16 protein-coding genes are annotated in these 17,434 nt (G+C 70.3%); 7 read left to right on the top strand and 9 right to left on the bottom strand.

Translation table 11 applies throughout. The features are described 5' to 3' along the window. Positions 1–109 precede the first annotated feature (109 nt). Positions 110–493, top strand: a complete 384-nt coding sequence (locus ACQP2F_RS35945) for a hypothetical protein (RefSeq protein ID WP_433295486.1) — start codon at positions 110–112, stop codon at positions 491–493. Between the two features lie 139 nt (positions 494–632). Here ACQP2F_RS35945 and ACQP2F_RS35940 read toward each other — a convergent pair whose 3' ends face one another. The 5 genes from ACQP2F_RS35940 to ACQP2F_RS35920 are packed head-to-tail and all read right to left on the bottom strand — an operon-like array spanning position 633 to position 6,316. After that, positions 633–2,879: an ATP-binding domain-containing protein gene (locus ACQP2F_RS35940; protein ID WP_433295484.1), complete on the bottom strand. Its 2,247-nt coding sequence runs from the start codon at positions 2,877–2,879 to the stop codon at positions 633–635. Between the two features lie 15 nt (positions 2,880–2,894). Beyond that, positions 2,895–3,194, bottom strand: coding sequence for a DUF6510 family protein (locus ACQP2F_RS35935; RefSeq protein WP_433295482.1), 300 nt, complete (start codon positions 3,192–3,194; stop codon positions 2,895–2,897). After that, positions 3,191–3,949: a ferredoxin reductase gene (locus ACQP2F_RS35930; protein WP_433295480.1), complete on the bottom strand. Its 759-nt coding sequence runs from the start codon at positions 3,947–3,949 to the stop codon at positions 3,191–3,193. The genes ACQP2F_RS35935 and ACQP2F_RS35930 overlap by 4 nt, the downstream gene beginning before the upstream one ends. After that, entirely contained in the window at positions 3,919–4,518 is a 600-nt protein-coding gene (locus ACQP2F_RS35925; RefSeq protein WP_433295478.1) for a sulfite oxidase-like oxidoreductase, read from the bottom strand. Before ACQP2F_RS35925 ends, ACQP2F_RS35930 begins: the two co-directional genes overlap by 31 nt. 43 nt (positions 4,519–4,561) lie before the next feature. Next, a complete protein-coding gene (locus ACQP2F_RS35920) occupies positions 4,562–6,316 on the bottom strand; it encodes a S8 family serine peptidase (RefSeq protein ID WP_433295476.1) in 1,755 nt (584 codons plus the stop codon). Between the two features lie 90 nt (positions 6,317–6,406). On the opposite strand from ACQP2F_RS35920, the gene ACQP2F_RS35915 reads away from it, so the two are divergent. The 3 genes from ACQP2F_RS35915 to ACQP2F_RS35905 all read left to right on the top strand — a co-directional run bounded on the left by ACQP2F_RS35915 (position 6,407) and on the right by ACQP2F_RS35905 (position 10,442). Continuing rightward, a complete protein-coding gene (locus tag ACQP2F_RS35915) occupies positions 6,407–7,120 on the top strand; it encodes a hypothetical protein (protein WP_433295474.1) in 714 nt (237 codons plus the stop codon). A 103-nt stretch (positions 7,121–7,223) separates the two neighbouring features. Continuing rightward, positions 7,224–7,916 carry a hypothetical protein gene (locus ACQP2F_RS35910; protein ID WP_433295472.1) on the top strand — a complete coding sequence of 231 codons (693 nt, stop codon included), beginning with the start codon at positions 7,224–7,226 and terminating at the stop codon, positions 7,914–7,916. 243 nt (positions 7,917–8,159) lie between these two features. After that, complete coding sequence (locus ACQP2F_RS35905; protein WP_433295471.1) at positions 8,160–10,442, top strand: beta strand repeat-containing protein; 2,283 nt, start codon at positions 8,160–8,162, stop codon at positions 10,440–10,442. Between the two features lie 964 nt (positions 10,443–11,406). Here the strand turns inward: ACQP2F_RS35905 and ACQP2F_RS35900 are convergent. After that, positions 11,407–12,135, bottom strand: a complete 729-nt coding sequence (locus tag ACQP2F_RS35900; protein ID WP_433295469.1) for a hypothetical protein — start codon at positions 12,133–12,135, stop codon at positions 11,407–11,409. 252 nt (positions 12,136–12,387) lie between these two features. Here ACQP2F_RS35900 and ACQP2F_RS35895 point away from each other — a divergent pair, with 252 nt between their 5' ends. The 3 genes from ACQP2F_RS35895 (at position 12,388) to ACQP2F_RS35885 (ending at position 14,878) form a co-directional block, all read left to right on the top strand. Further along, positions 12,388–12,678, top strand: a complete 291-nt coding sequence (locus ACQP2F_RS35895; protein ID WP_433295467.1) for a DUF1540 domain-containing protein — start codon at positions 12,388–12,390, stop codon at positions 12,676–12,678. 346 nt (positions 12,679–13,024) lie between these two features. Next, a complete protein-coding gene (locus ACQP2F_RS35890) occupies positions 13,025–13,426 on the top strand; it encodes a hypothetical protein (RefSeq protein ID WP_433295465.1) in 402 nt (133 codons plus the stop codon). A 3-nt stretch (positions 13,427–13,429) separates the two neighbouring features. Continuing rightward, positions 13,430–14,878, top strand: a complete 1,449-nt coding sequence (locus ACQP2F_RS35885; RefSeq protein WP_433295463.1) for a multicopper oxidase family protein — start codon at positions 13,430–13,432, stop codon at positions 14,876–14,878. A 3-nt stretch (positions 14,879–14,881) separates the two neighbouring features. Here ACQP2F_RS35885 and ACQP2F_RS35880 read toward each other — a convergent pair whose 3' ends face one another. From ACQP2F_RS35880 to ACQP2F_RS35870, 3 genes are all read right to left on the bottom strand, one after another. Beyond that, positions 14,882–16,024 carry a DUF5925 domain-containing protein gene (locus tag ACQP2F_RS35880; RefSeq protein WP_433295461.1) on the bottom strand — a complete coding sequence of 381 codons (1,143 nt, stop codon included), beginning with the start codon at positions 16,022–16,024 and terminating at the stop codon, positions 14,882–14,884. 102 nt (positions 16,025–16,126) lie between these two features. Continuing rightward, complete coding sequence (locus ACQP2F_RS35875; RefSeq protein WP_433295459.1) at positions 16,127–16,567, bottom strand: nitroreductase family deazaflavin-dependent oxidoreductase; 441 nt, start codon at positions 16,565–16,567, stop codon at positions 16,127–16,129. A gap of 51 nt (positions 16,568–16,618) precedes the next feature. After that, positions 16,619–17,434 carry a class I SAM-dependent methyltransferase gene (locus ACQP2F_RS35870; RefSeq protein WP_433295457.1) on the bottom strand — a complete coding sequence of 272 codons (816 nt, stop codon included), beginning with the start codon at positions 17,432–17,434 and terminating at the stop codon, positions 16,619–16,621.

Below are 17,434 nucleotides of genomic sequence, written 5' to 3'. Positions count from 1 at the left end.
CTGCGTCTATGTCGCGCAGTGATGTTACGCGTACCGCGCGTGGTGACCTTTCATGGGTGCCACAGGCGGTACTCAGCGTGCACACAGTTGATCGCACTACCGTCTTCACATGGAAGAAGAACGGGCACGTCGAGTCGTTGAAACGCTTCGGGCACGCAACGTCTTCGCCCATGTCAAGCTGCCGCAGGCCGGCATCACGCAGTACGGCATTCGCGTGGTGCTGCCGGACGGCCGCGAGGCCATCTGGGACAACGACGGCACGGCCGGTCTCGAGGCGCAGATCATGCTGAACGGGATCCTGGTCGGGTACGTCGCGTCGATCCCGGACTCGGAGAACTTCGGCGACGGGCAGATCGTCGAGGCCATTGCCACGGCCGACTACGACCGGCCGGTGGGGCGCTCGCGCCCGTCCACGCCTCGGCCGCCGGCGGCGACCGTGCCGCGGTCACCGTCGTCGTTCGCCCAGCGCTTGCGGGGGAGCTTCCGCGGCTAGGGTCTGTCCCGCGGTCCAGGTGGTGGCTGGCGTCGGCTGCGGAGCGGGCGCATCCCGGCGTTGGATTCGGGCGTTTCGCGAACGCCGTCAGGCGCCGCCTGGGCCTCGCCGCAGCCCGGCGTGATCCGCGGGGCAAACCCTAGCTGTCGTAGGTCGGGTTGATCAGCTGCTCGAGCCGGTGCATCGCTACCGGCCAGAGCTCGGGGGTCAGGTTGGCGAGCAGGGTCTCGGCCAGCGACTGCACCACCATGTTGATCGTCTCGTGCGTGGCCGGGTCGAGATCGGGCTCGACGTAGGCCGGTCGCGCGGGGGATATTTCGGATAAATCGGGTGAGGGTGCGGGCTGAGGCTCGGGCTCGGATGGGTCGTGCTCGGGCGCGAGGAGGTCGTGCTCGGGCGCGAGGGGGTCGTGCTCGGGCGCGACGGGCGCTGGCGGCGCAGCGGTGAGTGCACCGGGCGAGGCCGGTGCCGCTGAGGCGGGCGGCTCCGGCGAGGTCGAGGTCTGCGAGGCAGGCGAGGTGGCCGACGCAGGCGAGGTCGGCGACGCAGGCGAGGTGCGCGACGCAGGCGAGGTAGGCGGCGCAGGCGAGATCGGCGACGCCGGCGAGGTCGGTGCGGTAGAGGCGGGCGAGGCCGGGGTGAGCGCGGTCAGGCCTGGCGGTGCGGGTGCCGGAGAGGGCGATCTGGGCGCGGGCTGGGCCGAGGCGGGCGCGGGCAAGATCGAGGCGGGCGGTGCCGCGGCGGGCGCGGGCCGGGTGGTGGCGTGCGCGGTCGGGATCGCGGCGGGTGCCGGCGAGGCCGATGCGGGCGCGGGCGGCAGCGCGGCATGTGCGGCCGGTGGGGAATCGGCGGTTACCGGCAGGTCCTCGGCGGCGCCTATCAGGTGCAGGTGGGCGGTCGCGCGGGTCAGGGCGATGTACAGCAGCCGGTGACCGCGCGGGTCGTCGTCGAGGATGTGGCCGGGCTCCACGACCACGACGGCGTCGAACTCGAGACCCTTGGCCTCGTGGGGCGCGAGCAGGGCGATCCCGGCACCGCCCGGCTCGTCCTCGCCGGCCGGGTGCCAGGGCAGGTCCTCGGCGTCCAGCGCCGCCTCGATCTCGCCTCGGCAGCGGGCCGGGCAGATGACGGCCACCGAGCGGCCCTGCTCGGCGTAGCCGGCCGCGGCGGCGGCGACCAGCGAGGAGCGGATGACCGGGTCGGAGGGAACGATCACCGGGTCGGAGCTTCCGTCCCGTACGGTCGTGGGAGCCTGAACGCTCGGCGCCGCCATCGGCAGGAGCTCCGCGGCCAGATCGAAGATCTGCCGCGGGATGCGGTAACCGAAACGCAGCTCGCGATGCTCATGTGACCGCGCCGACGGCAGCTGGGCGAGCAGATCGTGCCAGTCGTCGCGCGCCCACAGCCCGGTCGACTGGGCGATGTCGCCGACCACGGTCATCGAGCCGGTCGCCGAGCGCCGGGCGATCGCGCGCAGCTGCATGGGGGAGAGGTCCTGGGCCTCGTCGACCACCACGTGCCCGAAGCCGGCCGGCGCGCCGTCGATCAGGAAGGCGGCCTCGTCGAGCAGGGGCAGGTCGGCCTCGCTCCAGCCGTCCTCGTCGTCCGGGCGGTAGAGCGACGCGATCTCGCGGTCGGTGAACTCGCCGCCGGCCGCCTCCGCCAGCGCCTCCCGCGAGCCGAACAGGTCGTGCAGGAAGCCGGGCGCGTCGAGCTCCGGCCACAGCAGGTCGGCGAGCCGGTCGGCCGCCTCCAGCAACAACCGCGGATCCTGCGTGGCGGCGACCATCGTGGCCCGCAGCAGGATCCGCCGGGCGGCCGGCGGCGCCTCGCTCGCCCGCGCCGTATCGATCACCCGGCGCAGCGCGACCGGATCGAGCGGGACCGCCCGGCCGTCGACCTCGATCATTTCCGGCAGATCGCCGGAGTCGAGTCCCCGGTGCGCCTCGAACGCGCGGGCGAGCAGGCCCGCCATCCGAGCCTCGCCCTTGAGCCGGGCCACGTGCGGCGCCTCGTCGAGGGTCTTCTCGATCTCCGGCAGCAGGCCGCGCACCGACCGGTGCCGCACGCCGTCGTAGCCCCAGCCGGTCAGCACGTCGTCGGTGTAGCGCGCGAACGCCGCCGACGGGCCGACCACCAGCGTCTCGGCGTCGTCGAGCAGGCCCTCGTCGAGCAGCCAGGCCACCCGCCGCAGCGCGGTCACCGTCTTTCCGGTGCCCGGACCGCCCTGGATGATCAGCAGCCGGTCGAGCGGGGTGTGCACCACCTCGTCCTGGGCGGCCCGGATCGTGCCGACCATGTCCGGCCCGGCCGCGGTGCGATCGCGGCCGAGTGCGACGAGAAGATCGTCGTCGACGGGTGCGCCCGGGTCGGCGGGGCGGAACACGCTCGGCCCGCCGGTTCAGGCGCCCGCGAGGGGCGCTTCGGAGGGCGCCCCGAGGGGCGCCTCGAGGGGCACTTCGAGGCGGAGCGCGCCGCGCAGGTCGAGGAAGACGCGGTCGGCGGCGCGGACCATCCGCAGCACCACGTCGTCGCAGTGCGGGCAGCGGGCCACGCGACCCATCTCCTGCCCCCACAGCATGAGCGTGCCGATCGCCTCGGCCCGCCCGCAGCCGGCGCACGTGAAGCGGGCCTCGGTCATCTCCACCGCGAAGATCTCCCGCAGGTCGCCGGCCATCGCGTTGCCGTCGAGCTTTCTCATGAGGTGCCTCCGAAGCGTTCCGTCCGGATGCGTTTGGGGTCGTGCCCGAGCGCGACCAGGATGTTGGCCGCCGCTTCGACGAACGTGGTCGGCCCGCAGACATAGCAGTCGGGCGCGAAGTCGGGCGGCCACCCGTGGGTGTTGATGGTGGCCACATCGATGCGCTTGGGCGGGTTCGGCGAGCCTTCCGGCGCCTCGCGGGTGTAGACGAACTGAAGATCAAAACCGGGATCATCCCGTACGTGCCGGGGAAGCTCCTCGCGGTAGAGGACATCCGCGGGCGTACGCACCGAGTAGATCATGCGGAATGGCTGCTTGGCCCGGATCAGGCCGCGGGCCCGCACCATGGCCATCAGCGGCACGACGCCCGACCCGCCGGCCAGCAGCAGAACCGGGGCCGGCTGCTTGTCCCGCCACACGAACCAGCCACCGACCGGGCCGCGCAGCTCGAGCTGCTCGCCGACCCGCAGCTCGTCGGTCAGATAGGGGGAGACCTCGCCGTCGTCGAGCCGCTGGACGGTCAGCTCGACGGTCTGCGGATTCGTCTCGTCCCACGCCGACGCGATCGAGTAGCTGCGCTGGGCGGTGTAGCCGTCGGGCGCGGTGAGCCGGACGTCGACGTGCTGGCCGGGCAGGTGGCCCGGCCAGCCGGGGACGTCGAGCACCAGCGTGCGTGCGGTCGGCGTCTCCGGCCGCGCGCCGCTCAGCGTGGCGGCACGCCAGATCAGTCGCCCTGGTAACGCTGCTCGAGCCATGGGTCTCCGTACATGTGGTATCCGGCCGCTTCCCAGAAGCCGGGCTCGTCCTCGTGCATCAACGTCAGGCCGTTGACCCACTTGGCCGACTTCCAGAAGTACAGGTGCGGGATCAGCATCCGGGCCGGGCCTCCGTGCTCCGGATCAAGATCCTCGCCGTCGAACTTATAGGCGATCCACGCCTTCCCGTCCAGCAGATCCTCGAGCGGAACGTTGGTCGTGTAGCCGCCGAAGCTGTGCACCATCGTGTAGTCCGCAGCAGTCTCGACGTCCTGGAGCAGCGTGTCCAGAGATACGCCACGCCAGGTCGTGCCGAGCTTCGACCACTTGGTGACGCAATGGATGTCCACCGTCACGTCCTGATATGGCAATGCGGTGAATTCCCGCCAATCCCAGCTTTTCTGCTCGCCGGTCTCGGAGGTGACGGTGAAGCGCCACCGGTCGAGCGGGATCCGCGGTGTGGGTCCGGCCGAGAGCACCGGAAAGTCGTGCGTCAGGTACTGACCGGGTGGCAGGCCCGGAACCGACTCGCGTCGCCTGCCCCCGAACCCCCGGGAAATGATGCCCATAGCTGACGAGTAAACCGCACGATCATTTCCGGGCCTAGCGCCCTTACATCTGAACCGGACCGCGAGACCCGCCCGCGAATCGGTCGTTCTCGGGCACGACGATGCGATACGTCGCGTTCGGGACGAGATCGTCGATGGTGTGGGTGCGGGCTGCGGTGTAGGTGCGGACGGTGGTCCAGCCGGCACCGTCCTGCTGCTGGACCTCCACCGTCTGGTCGTCGACGCCGTCGATCGCGACGAGGAGCTGGGTCGGGCCGGTGCGGACCGCGTAGATCCGCACGGGCGGCTTGGCCGGCCGGGCGGGCGCTGGGGTCGGCGTCGCGTTGGTCGTGTTCGGCGCCGGGTTCGTCGCGCTCGGCGTCGGCGTCGACTCCGTCTGCCTCGGGGCCGGGGTCGCCTCGGTCGGCGTCGGCGTCGGCGCGGCGTCCGTCGGCGCGGCGTCCGTGGGCGGGGCGTCCGTCGGCGTGGGCGGCGCCTCCCTCGGCGCGGTCGGTGCTGTCGGTGCGGACGGCGTCGCCGAAGCGGGCGCCGGCTCACTGGTGATCGACTCGGAGGGTGCCGGGCCGGGCGTGGTGCTCTCGCCCGGGTCGGCGGTTGCCGCCGGCGCGCTCGTCTCCGCGGGCGCCGCGGGCTGGGCGACCACATCGAGGGCGGCCGCCGCGTCCACCCGGCCGTAGCCGAAGTCGTCGTCGCGGCCGGGGGCGCCGAGGTCGACGGCGGTGGACTCGATCGCCTTCTCGACCGCGTCCGGGCCGAGGCCGTGGTCGGCGGCCCGGATCAGCGCGGCCAGGGCGGCCACGTGCGGCGCCGCCATCGAGGTGCCCTGCATCGACCGGTAGCCGCCCGGGAACGTACTGATGATCGAGTTGCCCGGCGCCGCCACGTCCACGTAGTCGCCGGCGTTCGAGTAGAAGGCGATCCCGTCGCCGGGGGTGGTGGCCGCGACGCCGATGACGCCCGGCTCGGCGGCCGGATAGGAGACCGGGCTGCCCTGGGCGCGCATGTTCCCGGCCGCGGCGACAACGACAACACCAAGGCTGCGGGCGTACGCGACGGCGTTCGTCACGGCGCCGAAGCGGGCGCTCGCGCTGACCGACAGATTGATCACGTCCGCACCGCGCCCGGCGGCGTAGACGATCCCGTTGGCCACGTCGGAGAGGTAGCCGCTGCCGTTGGCGCCGAGCACGCGTACCGGCAGGATCCGGGCGTCCGGCGCGACGCCGGCGATGCCCTGCCCGTTGCCGGCGGCGGCCGCGATGACGCCGGCGACGTGGGTGCCGTGACCGTTCGGGTCGATCGACGGGCCCTCGGTGCCGGTGATGAAGTCGCCGCCCGGCAGCACCTGGCCGGCCAGCTCGGGATGCGACGAGTCGACGCCGGTGTCGACCACGGCCACGGTCACGCCCTTGCCGGTGGAGCGGGACCAGGCCTTGTCGGTACGCATGGCGTCGAGGTCCCACTGCTGCGGGCGGTACGGGTCGGCGTCGGCGGTGCGGACCGGGACGTCGACCTCGACGCTCACCGCGTTCTTGGCCCGCTGCGCCCTCGTCACGAGCCGGGTGGCGGCGTCCCGGTCGGTGGCCGTGCCGACGGTGCTGACCGGGCGGCCCTTGTCGTCCAGGGTGGTGCTCACCACCCGTACGGGATGGGTCCGGGAAATGACCGCGGGCAGAAGGCGCGCCGGTGAGGTCTCGAGCCCCTGCTCGATCGGCCGGAAGGCCGGGTGGTGATGCGCCAGGGCCGGCGCGGAAACGGTCGCGCCGATCAGCACGGCGCCCAGCAGCAGCTTCGTCTTCATGGTCGGACGCTTCGGCCGGCCCGGGTGCCGAGCGGGTTGCGGAATCGGTGAATCGTCGTTTTAGCGGAAAATGTCGGATACCTTCGGTGCGTGGACGACGGGCTCTACGTCTCGGCCCTCCGGCGGCGCCGCAAACGCCGCCGCGTCGGGACCGCGATTGCCGCCGCCGCGCTGGTGGCCGGCGCCGGGGCGTACGTGGCGACCGCGTGGGCGATGAACCGCTCGTCGCAGGTCTCCGGCGTGGCCCCGCTCGCGCCGCTCCTGTCCCCGTCCGCGAGTGCCGCCTCGGCGTTGCCGTTGCCGTCCGTCACCGCGGCCAGCGTGCCGGCCCCGCCCACCCCCGGCCCGCCGCCCGGCACGATGTCCGCCGCCCGCCGCTCGTGGCGCCCCTCGCCGGTGCCGTCGCCGAGCGGCCTGACCGACGCCGAGCTCGCGGCCCAGCAGGTCAGCCGCCTGCTGACGCCGCGTTCGCTCGCGCCCGGCCAGGCGATGGCGGACGACGCCGCGATCGTGCGCAACGAGCTCACCCCGGACGGCACCCAGCTCCGCATCGTCTCGGCCCGCACCGACCTGACCGACACCCTGGGCGCCGCCGACGCCGGCCAGCCGATCGGCGCGGCCCGTTGTACGCAGACGTTCCGCCTCGACGACGTGCCGTCGCCCCAGGTCCGCCCGGGCTTGCTGGTGTGCTGGCGGATGTCGGCCGCCAAGAGCGTGGTCGTGGTCGCCACCAGCACGTCCGGCCGCCCCGCCCCGGCCGTGGGCGAGTCGGTGATCCGCCGCGAGTGGCTGAGTATGGGCTGAAAGGGCGCTCGTTTTAGCCCGGTTTATCCGCTCTTTTGCAACCATGGGTGCTCGGGGTCCGCCCTCTCGGGCGGGCCGACGCCGAGACTCATGGGGATTCCGAATGAGCTCTTTTGACAGTCGCCGCACGAAGATCGTCGCAGGGGCGGTCGGCCTGGCCGCCGTGCTGGGCGGCGGCGCCTACCTCGTCACGGACCAGGTCATGGATCACCGTGCCTCGACCACCGGCGAGACCGGCGCGCTGGCGCCACTGCCGTCGCCGGCGGCGTCGAGCGTGGGGACGGCGCAGCCGGACAGCGTTCCTCTCGCGTCCGCCTCGTCCTCATCCCCGTCCTCGCGAGGCACCACGCCGTCACCGTCGTCCTCTTCCTCCTCCGCCGCCTCCTCCTCCCCCTCCGATGACGCGGTCCGGAAGGCGCGGGACAAGGCGCAGCGAGACGGAGTCGCCCTGCAGCGGCCGCTCACCGCGGCCGGCCCCGAGCCCGGCAAGGTGAGCGAGCGCAACCAGGCCATGCCGAACGGCTCCATCCGCATCATCACGGCGCGCTTCGACCTGACCGGCCACCGCGAGCTGCTGTGGGCGGGCGACGCCGGCAAGTCGGTCGGCAACGCCAGGTGCACGCAGAAGGTCCGGTTCAGCCAGTCGAGCGCTCCCACCGTCCAGCCGAACCTGCTGCTCTGCTGGCGCACGTCGAACCACAAGAGCGTCGCCACCGTCCTGGTGAACCAGAGCGGCCACCCGTCGACCGCGGCGAGCGTCAAGGTCATCGACCAGGAGTGGGCCAAGCTCCGCTGATCACCGTAAGGCACCGCTCGTGTCGCTCGCCGGAGGTTCGGCGAGCGCGCCCGAAACTCTTCGTGCCCGACGGCGGTACAACATAACCGATACAGACGGTTAAACAACGATATTTATGACTCTTCGCAATTGGTCCGCTACGAGTAGTTACGCTTCCCGCGAGACGGCCCGCGACGGTTCACCCGGACGCCGGGCCCCACCATCCAGCGACGCGGTCCGCGCGGACCCGTAGGAGGACCTCGCATGCGCAAGTCCAAATCCAGTTACAAATCCCGACTTTTGGGTGTCGGGATCACGGCGACGACGGTCGGCGCCGTCGCGCTCCTCGCCCCGACGGCCGCCTGGGCGGTGGCCGCCACCGCAACCCCGAACATCGTTGTGCCGAACTCCGCGGTCACTCTCGAGAACAGCACCTACACGTACGGGGCGGGCCACTACGCCCAGGTTCAGGCAGGTACGGCATGCACCACCCGCTACACGGCGGCCAACAACACCACCATCTGGGACGCAACCCAGGCGGCGGGAGCCGCGCACCAGATCGTGGTCACCGTGCCGTCGTCGGTACCGGCCGGTGATCGCGGGGCTGCCAAGGCGTACAACCTTTGCGTCTTCGACACCAACAACACCACCAGCAGCACGCAGTTGCTTAACGCGACCGCATATGTGACAACCTCTCCGACGCTCAGCACGACGGCCGGCCCGACCGGCGGCGGCAACCAGCTGACGCTGGTCTCGGGCGACGCGGTGTTCACGGGCCTGTCGGGGCTCGGGGCGATCTTCGTCTCTTCGACAGCCAACTGCCCCACGACCTACGGCACCACGCCCCCGGCGAACATGTTCGCCACCGACGCCACCAGGGTGTCGAACACCCAGGCGACGCTGACGGTGCCCACCGGCGTCACTGCTCCCAACAGCAGCGTTGCGCCGGTGGCGTACAACATCTGCCTCTTCAACGGCACCACCGCGACCAGCACACTCCTCACTGACGCGAACTACTCCGTCAACCGGATCGTGCTGAACCAGAACAGCGGCCCCTCGGGCGGCAACAACGGTCTGACAGTGCAGACCGCGGATCCGAACTCGACCTTGTTCGCGACGACACCGGGTGTGGTGCTCCGGACCGCCACGTGCACGGGTACGCACTACTCGACGGCCGGTGCTACGACCGGCGTTGTGCCCGTTCCGACGGCCAATCTGCGCAAGCTGTCGGACAACCAGATTGCTTTCAGCGTTCCGAGCGACGCCACCAACCTGACGGCGGGGACGTGGAACATCTGCATTTACGACAGCACCACTAACGGTGCCGGCAACGTCATCGCGAGCGCCACGTATGTGCTCTCGCCGGCGGTCACTCTGACGAAGATCTCGCCGGCTGCCGGCACGACCAACGGTGGTACCCGCATCACCGTGTACGGCAGCAACTTCCCGCTGACGGCGGGCTCGATCTCGGCCTCGCTCGGCGGCGTGCCGCTGTCGAACATCCAGCCCAACAGCACCGGCGCCTTCTATGCCACGACTCCGGCGCACAGCCCGGACAATGCCGCGACGCTGGTGGTCACCACGTCGACCGGCACGGTGTCTCTGCAGAACGCGTTCTCGTTCCAAAACGCGATCTCGGTTACGCCAAAGACGGCACCGAACACCACGCCCACAACCGACGTGCAGGTGACCGGCTCGGGCTTCCTCAACTACAACTTCGGCAGCAGCGCCAGCGTCTACCTCGTCGATGGAACGTACAACCCCGCCAACGACGGCTCTGGGAACAAGGCCAACGGCCCGATTCAGGAGTGCGCGAACGTCCTGCGAGTCAGTGACACGTTGCTGATTTGCACGCTGACGTTGAACCGGCGGTTTGACGAGACGGGTGCGGTCTTCGACCCGACCGGCTATACGGTCGCCTTGGCCGGTGGGGCAACCGCCGACGTCACCACCAAGGTGCTTACACTGGCCGCGCAGACGGTCACCTGGAAAGCCGTTGGTCAGGCGATCACCGACGCCGGCAACGACCAACTCGCGCCCAACACCATCATTACGGCGGTTCTGAGCCCCAGCCGCATTCTGCTGTCGAACTATCCGATTGCCAATGGTGCGACCGGTGCCCTTACCGTTGGTGGCGCCACAGGCGCTGCTCCGGTACACACCATCACAGGTAACGCCACCCTTGGTGTCAGCGCGTCCGTGGCAGGCGGAACGACGCTCACAGTTGTGCCCGGCAGCACCGGTGCACCGCTGACCCAGGCAGATGTCGGCCGGGTCATCTCCGGCGCCGGCACGTCCTCCGCCATCGCGAACGGGACGACTATCGTGTCGGTCGCTCCCGACGGGATGTCAGCCACCATGTCGGCGGCGGCTACCGGCACTTTGACCGGCGTGACGCTGAAGCTTTACCCGGCCGCGCCCGTACCGAACGGCGCCTACACTCTGACCGTCGTTAATGACAACACGTTGGGGGCCGACACCACCAACGCGAACTACCAGCAGTCCGCCGTGACCAGCGGCGCCACCTTCACGGTTGCGCCTGCCTGATCGGTAAGTAGTGGTCACCAAAACCGGCGGCCCGGAGCACGAGCTCCGGGCCGCCGGTCCTTTGCTACTGAGAATGCCGACCGGCCGCCACAAGATGGCGGGCCGTCAAGAGGTCAGGCGTCTAGCGCAATCGGCGCCAAGCGGCATCCAGTGCGGCGACACTTTCTCGAGCGGACGGTCCTCGTCTCACATCCACCATGACCGTATAGGCGCTGCGGTGCGCGCTCGTACGCCAGCACAGCAGCAGCGTCGGTTGACGTGTCGCGGGAACATCCGGTGACAGCCGGATGGTGTTGGAGCACCACGCCCGGCCCACCCGCCAGCCGCGATCGGCGACCCAGGCGAGCTCCCGTTGACCGGTCAGGTCACCGCGGGCCGAGACGATCCGCAACGTACGTCCGCTGCTCGGTGATCCGCGCTCCACGACTGTCAAATCCCGCAGCTGCGCGGCCGGCGGCGGCGGGAGCGGACGGGTGATGGGCGCGGTGTTCCGAGAGGCTGCCCGGACGGCGTCGAGCCGTCGCTGTTGATCCGGCGTCAATGAGGCCGAGGTGGTCGGCGCGGGTGAGGCGCTCTGCTCAAGGGCGACGCGGGTCGTCCCGTCGAGAGCGGCGACAGCAGCAGAGCCGTCGCGAGTCGGACTACGGGAACCGTCGTCGACCGCGGCTGCGAGGGCTACGACGCCTACCGTCGCCGCGCCGGCCAGGGCGAAAGCGCCGTGGGTAGTGATCCGTCGCAACCGGCCGTCGTCCTGGTCGGGATTAGCCATGGTGAGTTCCTTTCGTTCCGCACAATTCGACGATTGGCACGTATGTGGCCAAGAACTCATGCTCTCGCTTTGCCTTGCCGTCTACCGCGGAATGCTGCGATGAGGGAGATCTCGGGCTCTGCGGCGTTACACTCGCCACCCCGAAAGCAATGCGGCGCCACCGAGACCGGTGACGCCGCACTTTCGATCGCCTCGTCAGAGCTTGGCCCACTCGCGGTCGAGGATCGCTACGGTTTCGGTCGCTTGAGGCTTGCCGTGGAAGCTCACTTTCACAACGACCACGCTCTTGGCCGAGGAGGTGCGCCAGCACAACAGCATGGTGGGCAGCACGTGCGGCTTCTCCGCGTTGCTGAAGTGAAACTTGTCGGTGCATCGTGCGCTACCGACCGGCCTGCCGCCATCCGCCGCCCACAGCATCTCGCGCTGACCGGACAGGTCGTGCTTGGCGGTAAGAATGCGCACCGAGCCCCTCTTGTCGCTGGTGTTACGCACATCGACCGGTCCCATGACCGCATTTGCTGCCGGGGTCAGAGGGCGCAGTACCGGATAGCCGTCTTTCTCCGACTGCTCTCTCGCCTTCTTGATCTCCGCCGCGACGCTAGGGGCAAGCGTCAGCAGCGGAGCCGATGGTGACGAGGAGGTGGACTGGCTCGGCGCGGTCGAAGGTGACGGCGCGATCACCGAATCGGCGCCGGCATCGGCGGACGCCGCCGAACTACGGGCTCCCGACGAACTTGTGACGAGCGGTCGGACCGCTCCGGCTTCCGGCGCCCGCGTCGATCCGTGGTCGGTGAGGTGAGAGGTCAGCAGGTACGCTCCGCCGCCGAGCAGCGCGGCCAGGCCGACCACGCCGGCAGCGACCCGGTGACTGCGCCACCATCCGCTTGCCATCCGGACCGGCCGGTCTTCGTCGTGAGTGCTCATCTTGGTTCATCCCTTGCTCACTAGGCACACGGCGGCCCGTCCTGAGGCGGGTCCGCACGTTCATGGTCCCAATGGCAAGGGACATAGCGGGGCAAAACGATCCGTTGATCTCTGAGAGTTTGCCGAGAACGCCTTGGCGTGGGTTGCTCGAGGATGGAAGCGGTTCAACTTCATTCGTGCCTCCTGAAGAAAATGGCGGGCGCTGGCCTATTCTCAGAAGTGACCGCGTAAGAGATGTGAAATGAGGCCGCCATGACGCAGATGTTGGAAATGCCCCGCGTGCAGACCTGTTCGGTAAGCGCATGCAGTTACAACCATGATGGCTGTACGGCGTTCGCGATCACCATCGGCAGCATGAACTCCGAATGTGACACCTTCGTCGACAGCGGCGCCAAGGGGGGCATCGGGCAGGCGTTGGCGCAGGTCGGGGCCTGCAAGCGGGCCGATTGCGTGCACAACTCCGACCTCGAGTGCCATGCGCCGGCGATTGTTGTCGGGCCCTCGGTGGACAAGGCGGACTGCCTTACGTACGAGGCTGAGTAGGCCTTTCCTCAGTTTTGGTGCCCGTCGCCTGGATCGTCAGGACGGCGGGCGCTTCCCTTTCTGTTTTCCCGCATTTCTTAGGCAAGGCTTCCCTGCCGGAAGAATCGGTCGCCCGGACGGATGACTAATCGCGGAATCCCCGCGGCATGGCCGGGCGGGTCGGGCGCCGCCGAGGGGTGAGGGCGGTGGCGGCGGCTTCGGCAGCCGGTCAGCCGCACGGGTCGATACTGAGGGTTTCCTGAGGGCGCAAGTGCTTCTTGTCGTACCGGAGAGGCAGGATGTGCACACGGAAACGTAGGGACACTGGAGGGGGAGCGTCGTGCGCGCTGTGTACCGGGTTCTCGCCATGTTGATCGCCGTTGGGGTTGTGGTGCAGGCGTGCGCCATCGCCTACGCGCTGTTCGACATCCTGCACAAGACCGACGACGGGCAGGTCTTCACCAAAGACTCCGACAACGCCGGCATCGCCGTGCACGCGGTGGTCGGCGAGATGGTCGTGCCGCTGCTGGTGATTCTGCTGCTGATCGTGTCGTTCTTCGCCGGCATCCCGGGCGGGGTCAAGTGGGCCGCGATCACGTTCGGCGTGCTGGTGCTGCAGATCGTGCTGGCGTACGCGAGCTTCCCGGTCCCGATCCTCGGCGTGCTGCACGCGATCAACGCGTTCGCGCTGGCCGCGGTCGCCTCGATCGCGATGCGCCAGGCGCGCGTGGCCGGCTCCGCACAGGCGAGCGCGCCGGTCGCGGCCTGAGCCGTGCGCCGATCTGTCAAGATCGCCATCGCCGTGGGGGCGACGGTGGCGATCCTCGGACCGCTGGGCTACTTCTGGCAACAGAGCCTCGTCCCCTCGACCTACAACATGGCGACCATGGGGTACGCGGACTTCGGCGGCGGTCCGCAGACCGGTCACGTGCACAGCGCCGGCGGGCTCGACGTCTCGACGCTGACCGGTCCGAGCACCGGCGACCCCGACGTCGCCGTCACGCTGACCGCTCGCCGGGAGAAGAACGGGAAGTACACGCTCAACGGCGTCACGCCCGGTCCCGAGATCCGGGCGGTGAAGGGGCAGCTCGTCCAGGTCACGCTGATCAACGACAACGTGACCGACGGTGTCACCCTGCACTGGCACGGCGTCGACGTCCCGAACGCGGAGGACGGCGTCGCCGGCGTCACGCAGAACGCGGTCCAGCCCGGCGAGCAGTTCGTCTACCGGTTCGTGGCGCAGGACGCCGGGACGTTCTGGTACCACTCGCACCAGGTTTCGCACGAGCAGGTCAAGGGCGGCATGTTCGGGGCGCTGGTGGTGACCGAGCCGGTGTTCTCCGAGGGGATCGACCAGGTCGTCGCGGTGCACACCTACGACGGCCGCCGCACGATCAACGGCCGGCCGGGAGAGTCGGCGCTGGCGGCGCGGCCGCAGCAGGTGGTGCGCGCTCGGGTGATCAACACGGACGCCCAGCCGCTCCGCGCATGGGTGACGGGGGCGCCGTATCGGGTCGCGGCGATCGACGGTCGCGAGGTGCACGGGCCGACCGATATTTCGGATAAATCCGTCGTGGTGACGGCGGGTGGGCGGGTTGATCTGAGCTTTACGGTGCCGGCCTCGGGCTTGGCGCGCCTCGATGTGGGCGCGGGGGCGGCGCTGACCACGGCCGCGGCCGGTGGGGGAGCGGGTCCCGCCGGGGGTGGGGCGACCGGTGAGCCGAAGGCGACGATTGACTTTCTGTCGTATGGGGCCAAGGCGGATCTCGGGTTCGATCCGGGCAAGGCGAACCGGAACTTCGACTACCGGATCGGGCGGCGGGCCGGCTTTCTCGACGGCAAGCCGGGACTCTGGTGGTCGATCAACGGGCACCTCTTCCCGGACGTGCCGATGTTCATGGTCACCACCGGGGACATCGTGAAGATGACGATCGCGAACAACAGCGGCGAGGTCCACCCGATGCACCTGCACGGGCACCATGCCGTGGTGCTCAGCCGCGACGGGGTGGCGGCGACGGGCAGTCCGTGGTGGTTCGACTCGCTCGACGTGGGGGACGGCGAGACGTACGAGATCGCGTTCGTGGCCGACAATCCGGGCATCTGGGTCGACCACTGCCACAACCTGCAGCACGCGGTCGACGGGCTGCTGGCCCACCTCGCCTACACCGACGTGCGCACGCCGTTCGAGGTCGGCGGCGAGGCGGGCAACAAACCGGAGTAGCGCCTACAGGTACATGCCGGTCGTGGGGGTGGCGGTGGGGACGGTGACCGGCTGGGCGCCCGTGCGCAGGGCGTACAGCTCGGCCAGCGTGGCGCCGTCGGGGCCGATGCCTCGGGAGGAACCCAGCCACGCCACCGCCTCGGCGTACGGGAGACGGCCGACCTCGATGCTCGCCAGGCACCGCCCGGGCCGGATCACCGCGGGGTGCAAGGTTGCCAGGTCCTCGTTCGTCGTGATGGCGATCAAGGCGTTGCGGCCCTGGCCGAGCAGGCCGTCGGTGAGGTTGAGCAGGCGCGACAACGACTGGCCGGCCGACGCCTTGGCCTCGCCGTTGATCAGCTCGTCGCAGTCCTCGAGCATGAGCAGACGCCAGCGGGGCTCCTCCTCGTCGCTGCCCAGGGCCACGCTCATCAGGTACGCGGGATCGCTGAACAGGCGCTCGGGGTCGAGCACGCAGTCGACCTGGCACCACGAGCGCCACTGCTGGGCCAGGGCACGCAGCGCGGTCGTCTTGCCGGTGCCGGGCTCGCCGTGCAGCAGCAGGAGCCGGCCGTTGACCACCGAGCCGTCCAGCGCCATCAGCCGCTCGAGGGTCTGTGCGACCGGGCGCGCGTAGTTGGCGCTGATCTTCTCCCAGGGCGCGGCGTCGATCTCGCGCGGGACCCGTCGCGGTCCGTGCGGACCGAAATGCCAGAAGCCGATGGGTACGCTCTCGCCCGCCGGCGCCGGTTCCTCGACCGCGCCGGTCGTGGCCGCATCGAGCACGGAGTCGGCCAGCTCGGCCGTGATCGCGGTGACCGTGACCCGGGCCCGGCGGCTCTGCTTCCAGCGCATCACGTGCAGGGTCCAGCCCTCGCCGACCGCGAGCCGGGCCTGGCCGTCGTCCTCGACCGCGTCCCGCACGAAGCGGGCGTCGTCGGTGGTCAGCGACGCGTCGGCGCGTACGTTCTCGAGGTATTTGCTGCGCCCGAAGGGTTCGCGACCGGTCACGAACCCGTCGAGCGCGAGCAGGTCGACCACGTCCACCAGGCGGTCGCCGTCATCGACGGCCCCGGACAGCGGCACGGCGGCGGGAGCGGGCGACGGTGCCGCCTGCTCCACGGCGCGGCCGGCGTGCCGGTCGACGGACTGATGGGGCGTACGCATGATGCCATGATCGACCATCGATGCTCGTGAGGCAGCCGATTTTCCCGAGGTTGGCCCGATCGAGCGGGTCTCCCGACGGTCGGAGCCGAGGTGCGGCCCGGGCTAGGCGTCGGTCCGGGTCAGCACGAACACCGGAATGATCCGCTCGGTCTTCTTCTGGTACTCGGCGTAGTTGGGGAACGCCGCGACCGCCCGCTTCCACCACAGCTCGCGCTCGTCGCCCTCGGTCTCATGGGCGACGTAGTCGTGCCGCTCCGGCCCGTCCTGCAGCTCGACGTGCGGTTCCTTGCGCAGGTTGTAGACCCAGACCGGATGCTTGGGCGCTCCGCCCAGCGAGCCGACGACCGCATATTGCCCGTCGTGCTCGACCCGCATGAGCGCGGTCTTGCGCAGCTTGCCGGACTTCGCCCCGCGCGAGGTCAGCACGACGACCGGCATCCCCTGCAGGAGCCCGCCCTCGGCGCCGTTGGTGGACTCGATGGTCTCGGCTTGATCGCGCGCCCAGGCGCTGGTGCTGGGGGCATATTCACCGCTCAATGGCATGTGCTCACTTTAGGCCGGTTGTGCGGCGATTGTGGCGAGAGCTACCTCACCTCACCGCAGCCCGGCCACCGCCGCGTCCGTGCCGCCGCGCCAGAGGATGCCGGCCTCGCGGAAACCGGCCACCCGCAGGGCGTCGACGTGCCAGAGCGCCGGCGGCGTCCACTCGTGGTTGTGCACGGCCGACGGGTAGATGCGCTCCCGCTCGGCCACCTTGGGCCCCAGGAACGCATCGGCCGCCGCCCGCTGCCACCAGTCACCCCAGGACGTCGCGGCGCCCGAGGCATAGCGCGCCTCCCGCTCGGCGCGGGCCCGCGCGCGGAGTCGTTCGGAGAGCGTGGGCAACGACTCCTCGGGCATGTGGTCGGCGTTCACGAAGATCCCGCCCGGCCGCAGCACCTGGAGAACCTCGCCGTAAAGGGCCGCCACCCGCTCGGCCGGCAGCCAGTGCAGCGCCGTGGCCGTGAGCACGGCGTCGAACCCTTCGCCCGGCAGCTTGGCCCGCCACGACGGATCACCGAGGTCGGCGTCCACCACGGTGGCCCGCGCGCTGTCATCCCCGCTCGCGCTGTCGTGCCCGGTCGCGCCGTTATCCCCGCCCGCGCCGAGGGACGCCCGCGCGATCGCCAGCAGCACCGGGTCCTGGTCGAGGACGGTCACCTCGGCGCCGGGATAGCGGGCCAGCGTGCGCAGCGAGATCGTGCCCGTGCCGCCGGCCAGGTCGAGCAGCCTCGGCGGCCGGCCGTCGGTGACCGCGCCGACCGCATCGAGCATCGCGGCGAACCGCTCCTCGCGGTCGGGCATGAACGCCTGCTGCTGCCGGTCCCAGCTTTCCTGCCAGATCCGCGGGCTCTCCAGGTAAGCACTCAT

Source organism: Actinoplanes sp. CA-030573, assembly GCF_050951115.1.
GTDB lineage: Bacteria > Actinomycetota > Actinomycetes > Mycobacteriales > Micromonosporaceae > Actinoplanes.
This window is presented reverse-complemented; position numbering and strand designations above follow the sequence as displayed.

Excerpts from the sequence above, each read along its gene's own strand:
- ACQP2F_RS35925 (WP_433295478.1), bottom strand. The coding sequence starts at position 4,518 with ATGGGCATCATTTCCCGGGGGTTCGGGGGCAGGCGACGCGAGTCGGTT.
- ACQP2F_RS35875 (WP_433295459.1), bottom strand. The coding sequence starts at position 16,567 with ATGCCATTGAGCGGTGAATATGCCCCCAGCACCAGCGCCTGGGCGCGC.
- ACQP2F_RS35935 (WP_433295482.1), bottom strand. The coding sequence starts at position 3,194 with ATGAGAAAGCTCGACGGCAACGCGATGGCCGGCGACCTGCGGGAGATC.
- ACQP2F_RS35890 (WP_433295465.1), top strand. The coding sequence starts at position 13,025 with ATGTTGATCGCCGTTGGGGTTGTGGTGCAGGCGTGCGCCATCGCCTAC.
- ACQP2F_RS35870 (WP_433295457.1), bottom strand. The coding sequence starts at position 17,434 with ATGAGTGCTTACCTGGAGAGCCCGCGGATCTGGCAGGAAAGCTGGGAC.
- ACQP2F_RS35910 (WP_433295472.1), top strand. The coding sequence starts at position 7,224 with ATGAGCTCTTTTGACAGTCGCCGCACGAAGATCGTCGCAGGGGCGGTC.
- ACQP2F_RS35895 (WP_433295467.1), top strand. The coding sequence starts at position 12,388 with ATGACGCAGATGTTGGAAATGCCCCGCGTGCAGACCTGTTCGGTAAGC.
- ACQP2F_RS35920 (WP_433295476.1), bottom strand. The coding sequence starts at position 6,316 with ATGAAGACGAAGCTGCTGCTGGGCGCCGTGCTGATCGGCGCGACCGTT.
- ACQP2F_RS35945 (WP_433295486.1), top strand. The coding sequence starts at position 110 with ATGGAAGAAGAACGGGCACGTCGAGTCGTTGAAACGCTTCGGGCACGC.
- ACQP2F_RS35905 (WP_433295471.1), top strand. The coding sequence starts at position 8,160 with ATGCGCAAGTCCAAATCCAGTTACAAATCCCGACTTTTGGGTGTCGGG.
- ACQP2F_RS35900 (WP_433295469.1), bottom strand. The coding sequence starts at position 12,135 with ATGAGCACTCACGACGAAGACCGGCCGGTCCGGATGGCAAGCGGATGG.
- ACQP2F_RS35880 (WP_433295461.1), bottom strand. The coding sequence starts at position 16,024 with ATGCGTACGCCCCATCAGTCCGTCGACCGGCACGCCGGCCGCGCCGTG.
- ACQP2F_RS35930 (WP_433295480.1), bottom strand. The coding sequence starts at position 3,949 with ATGGCTCGAGCAGCGTTACCAGGGCGACTGATCTGGCGTGCCGCCACG.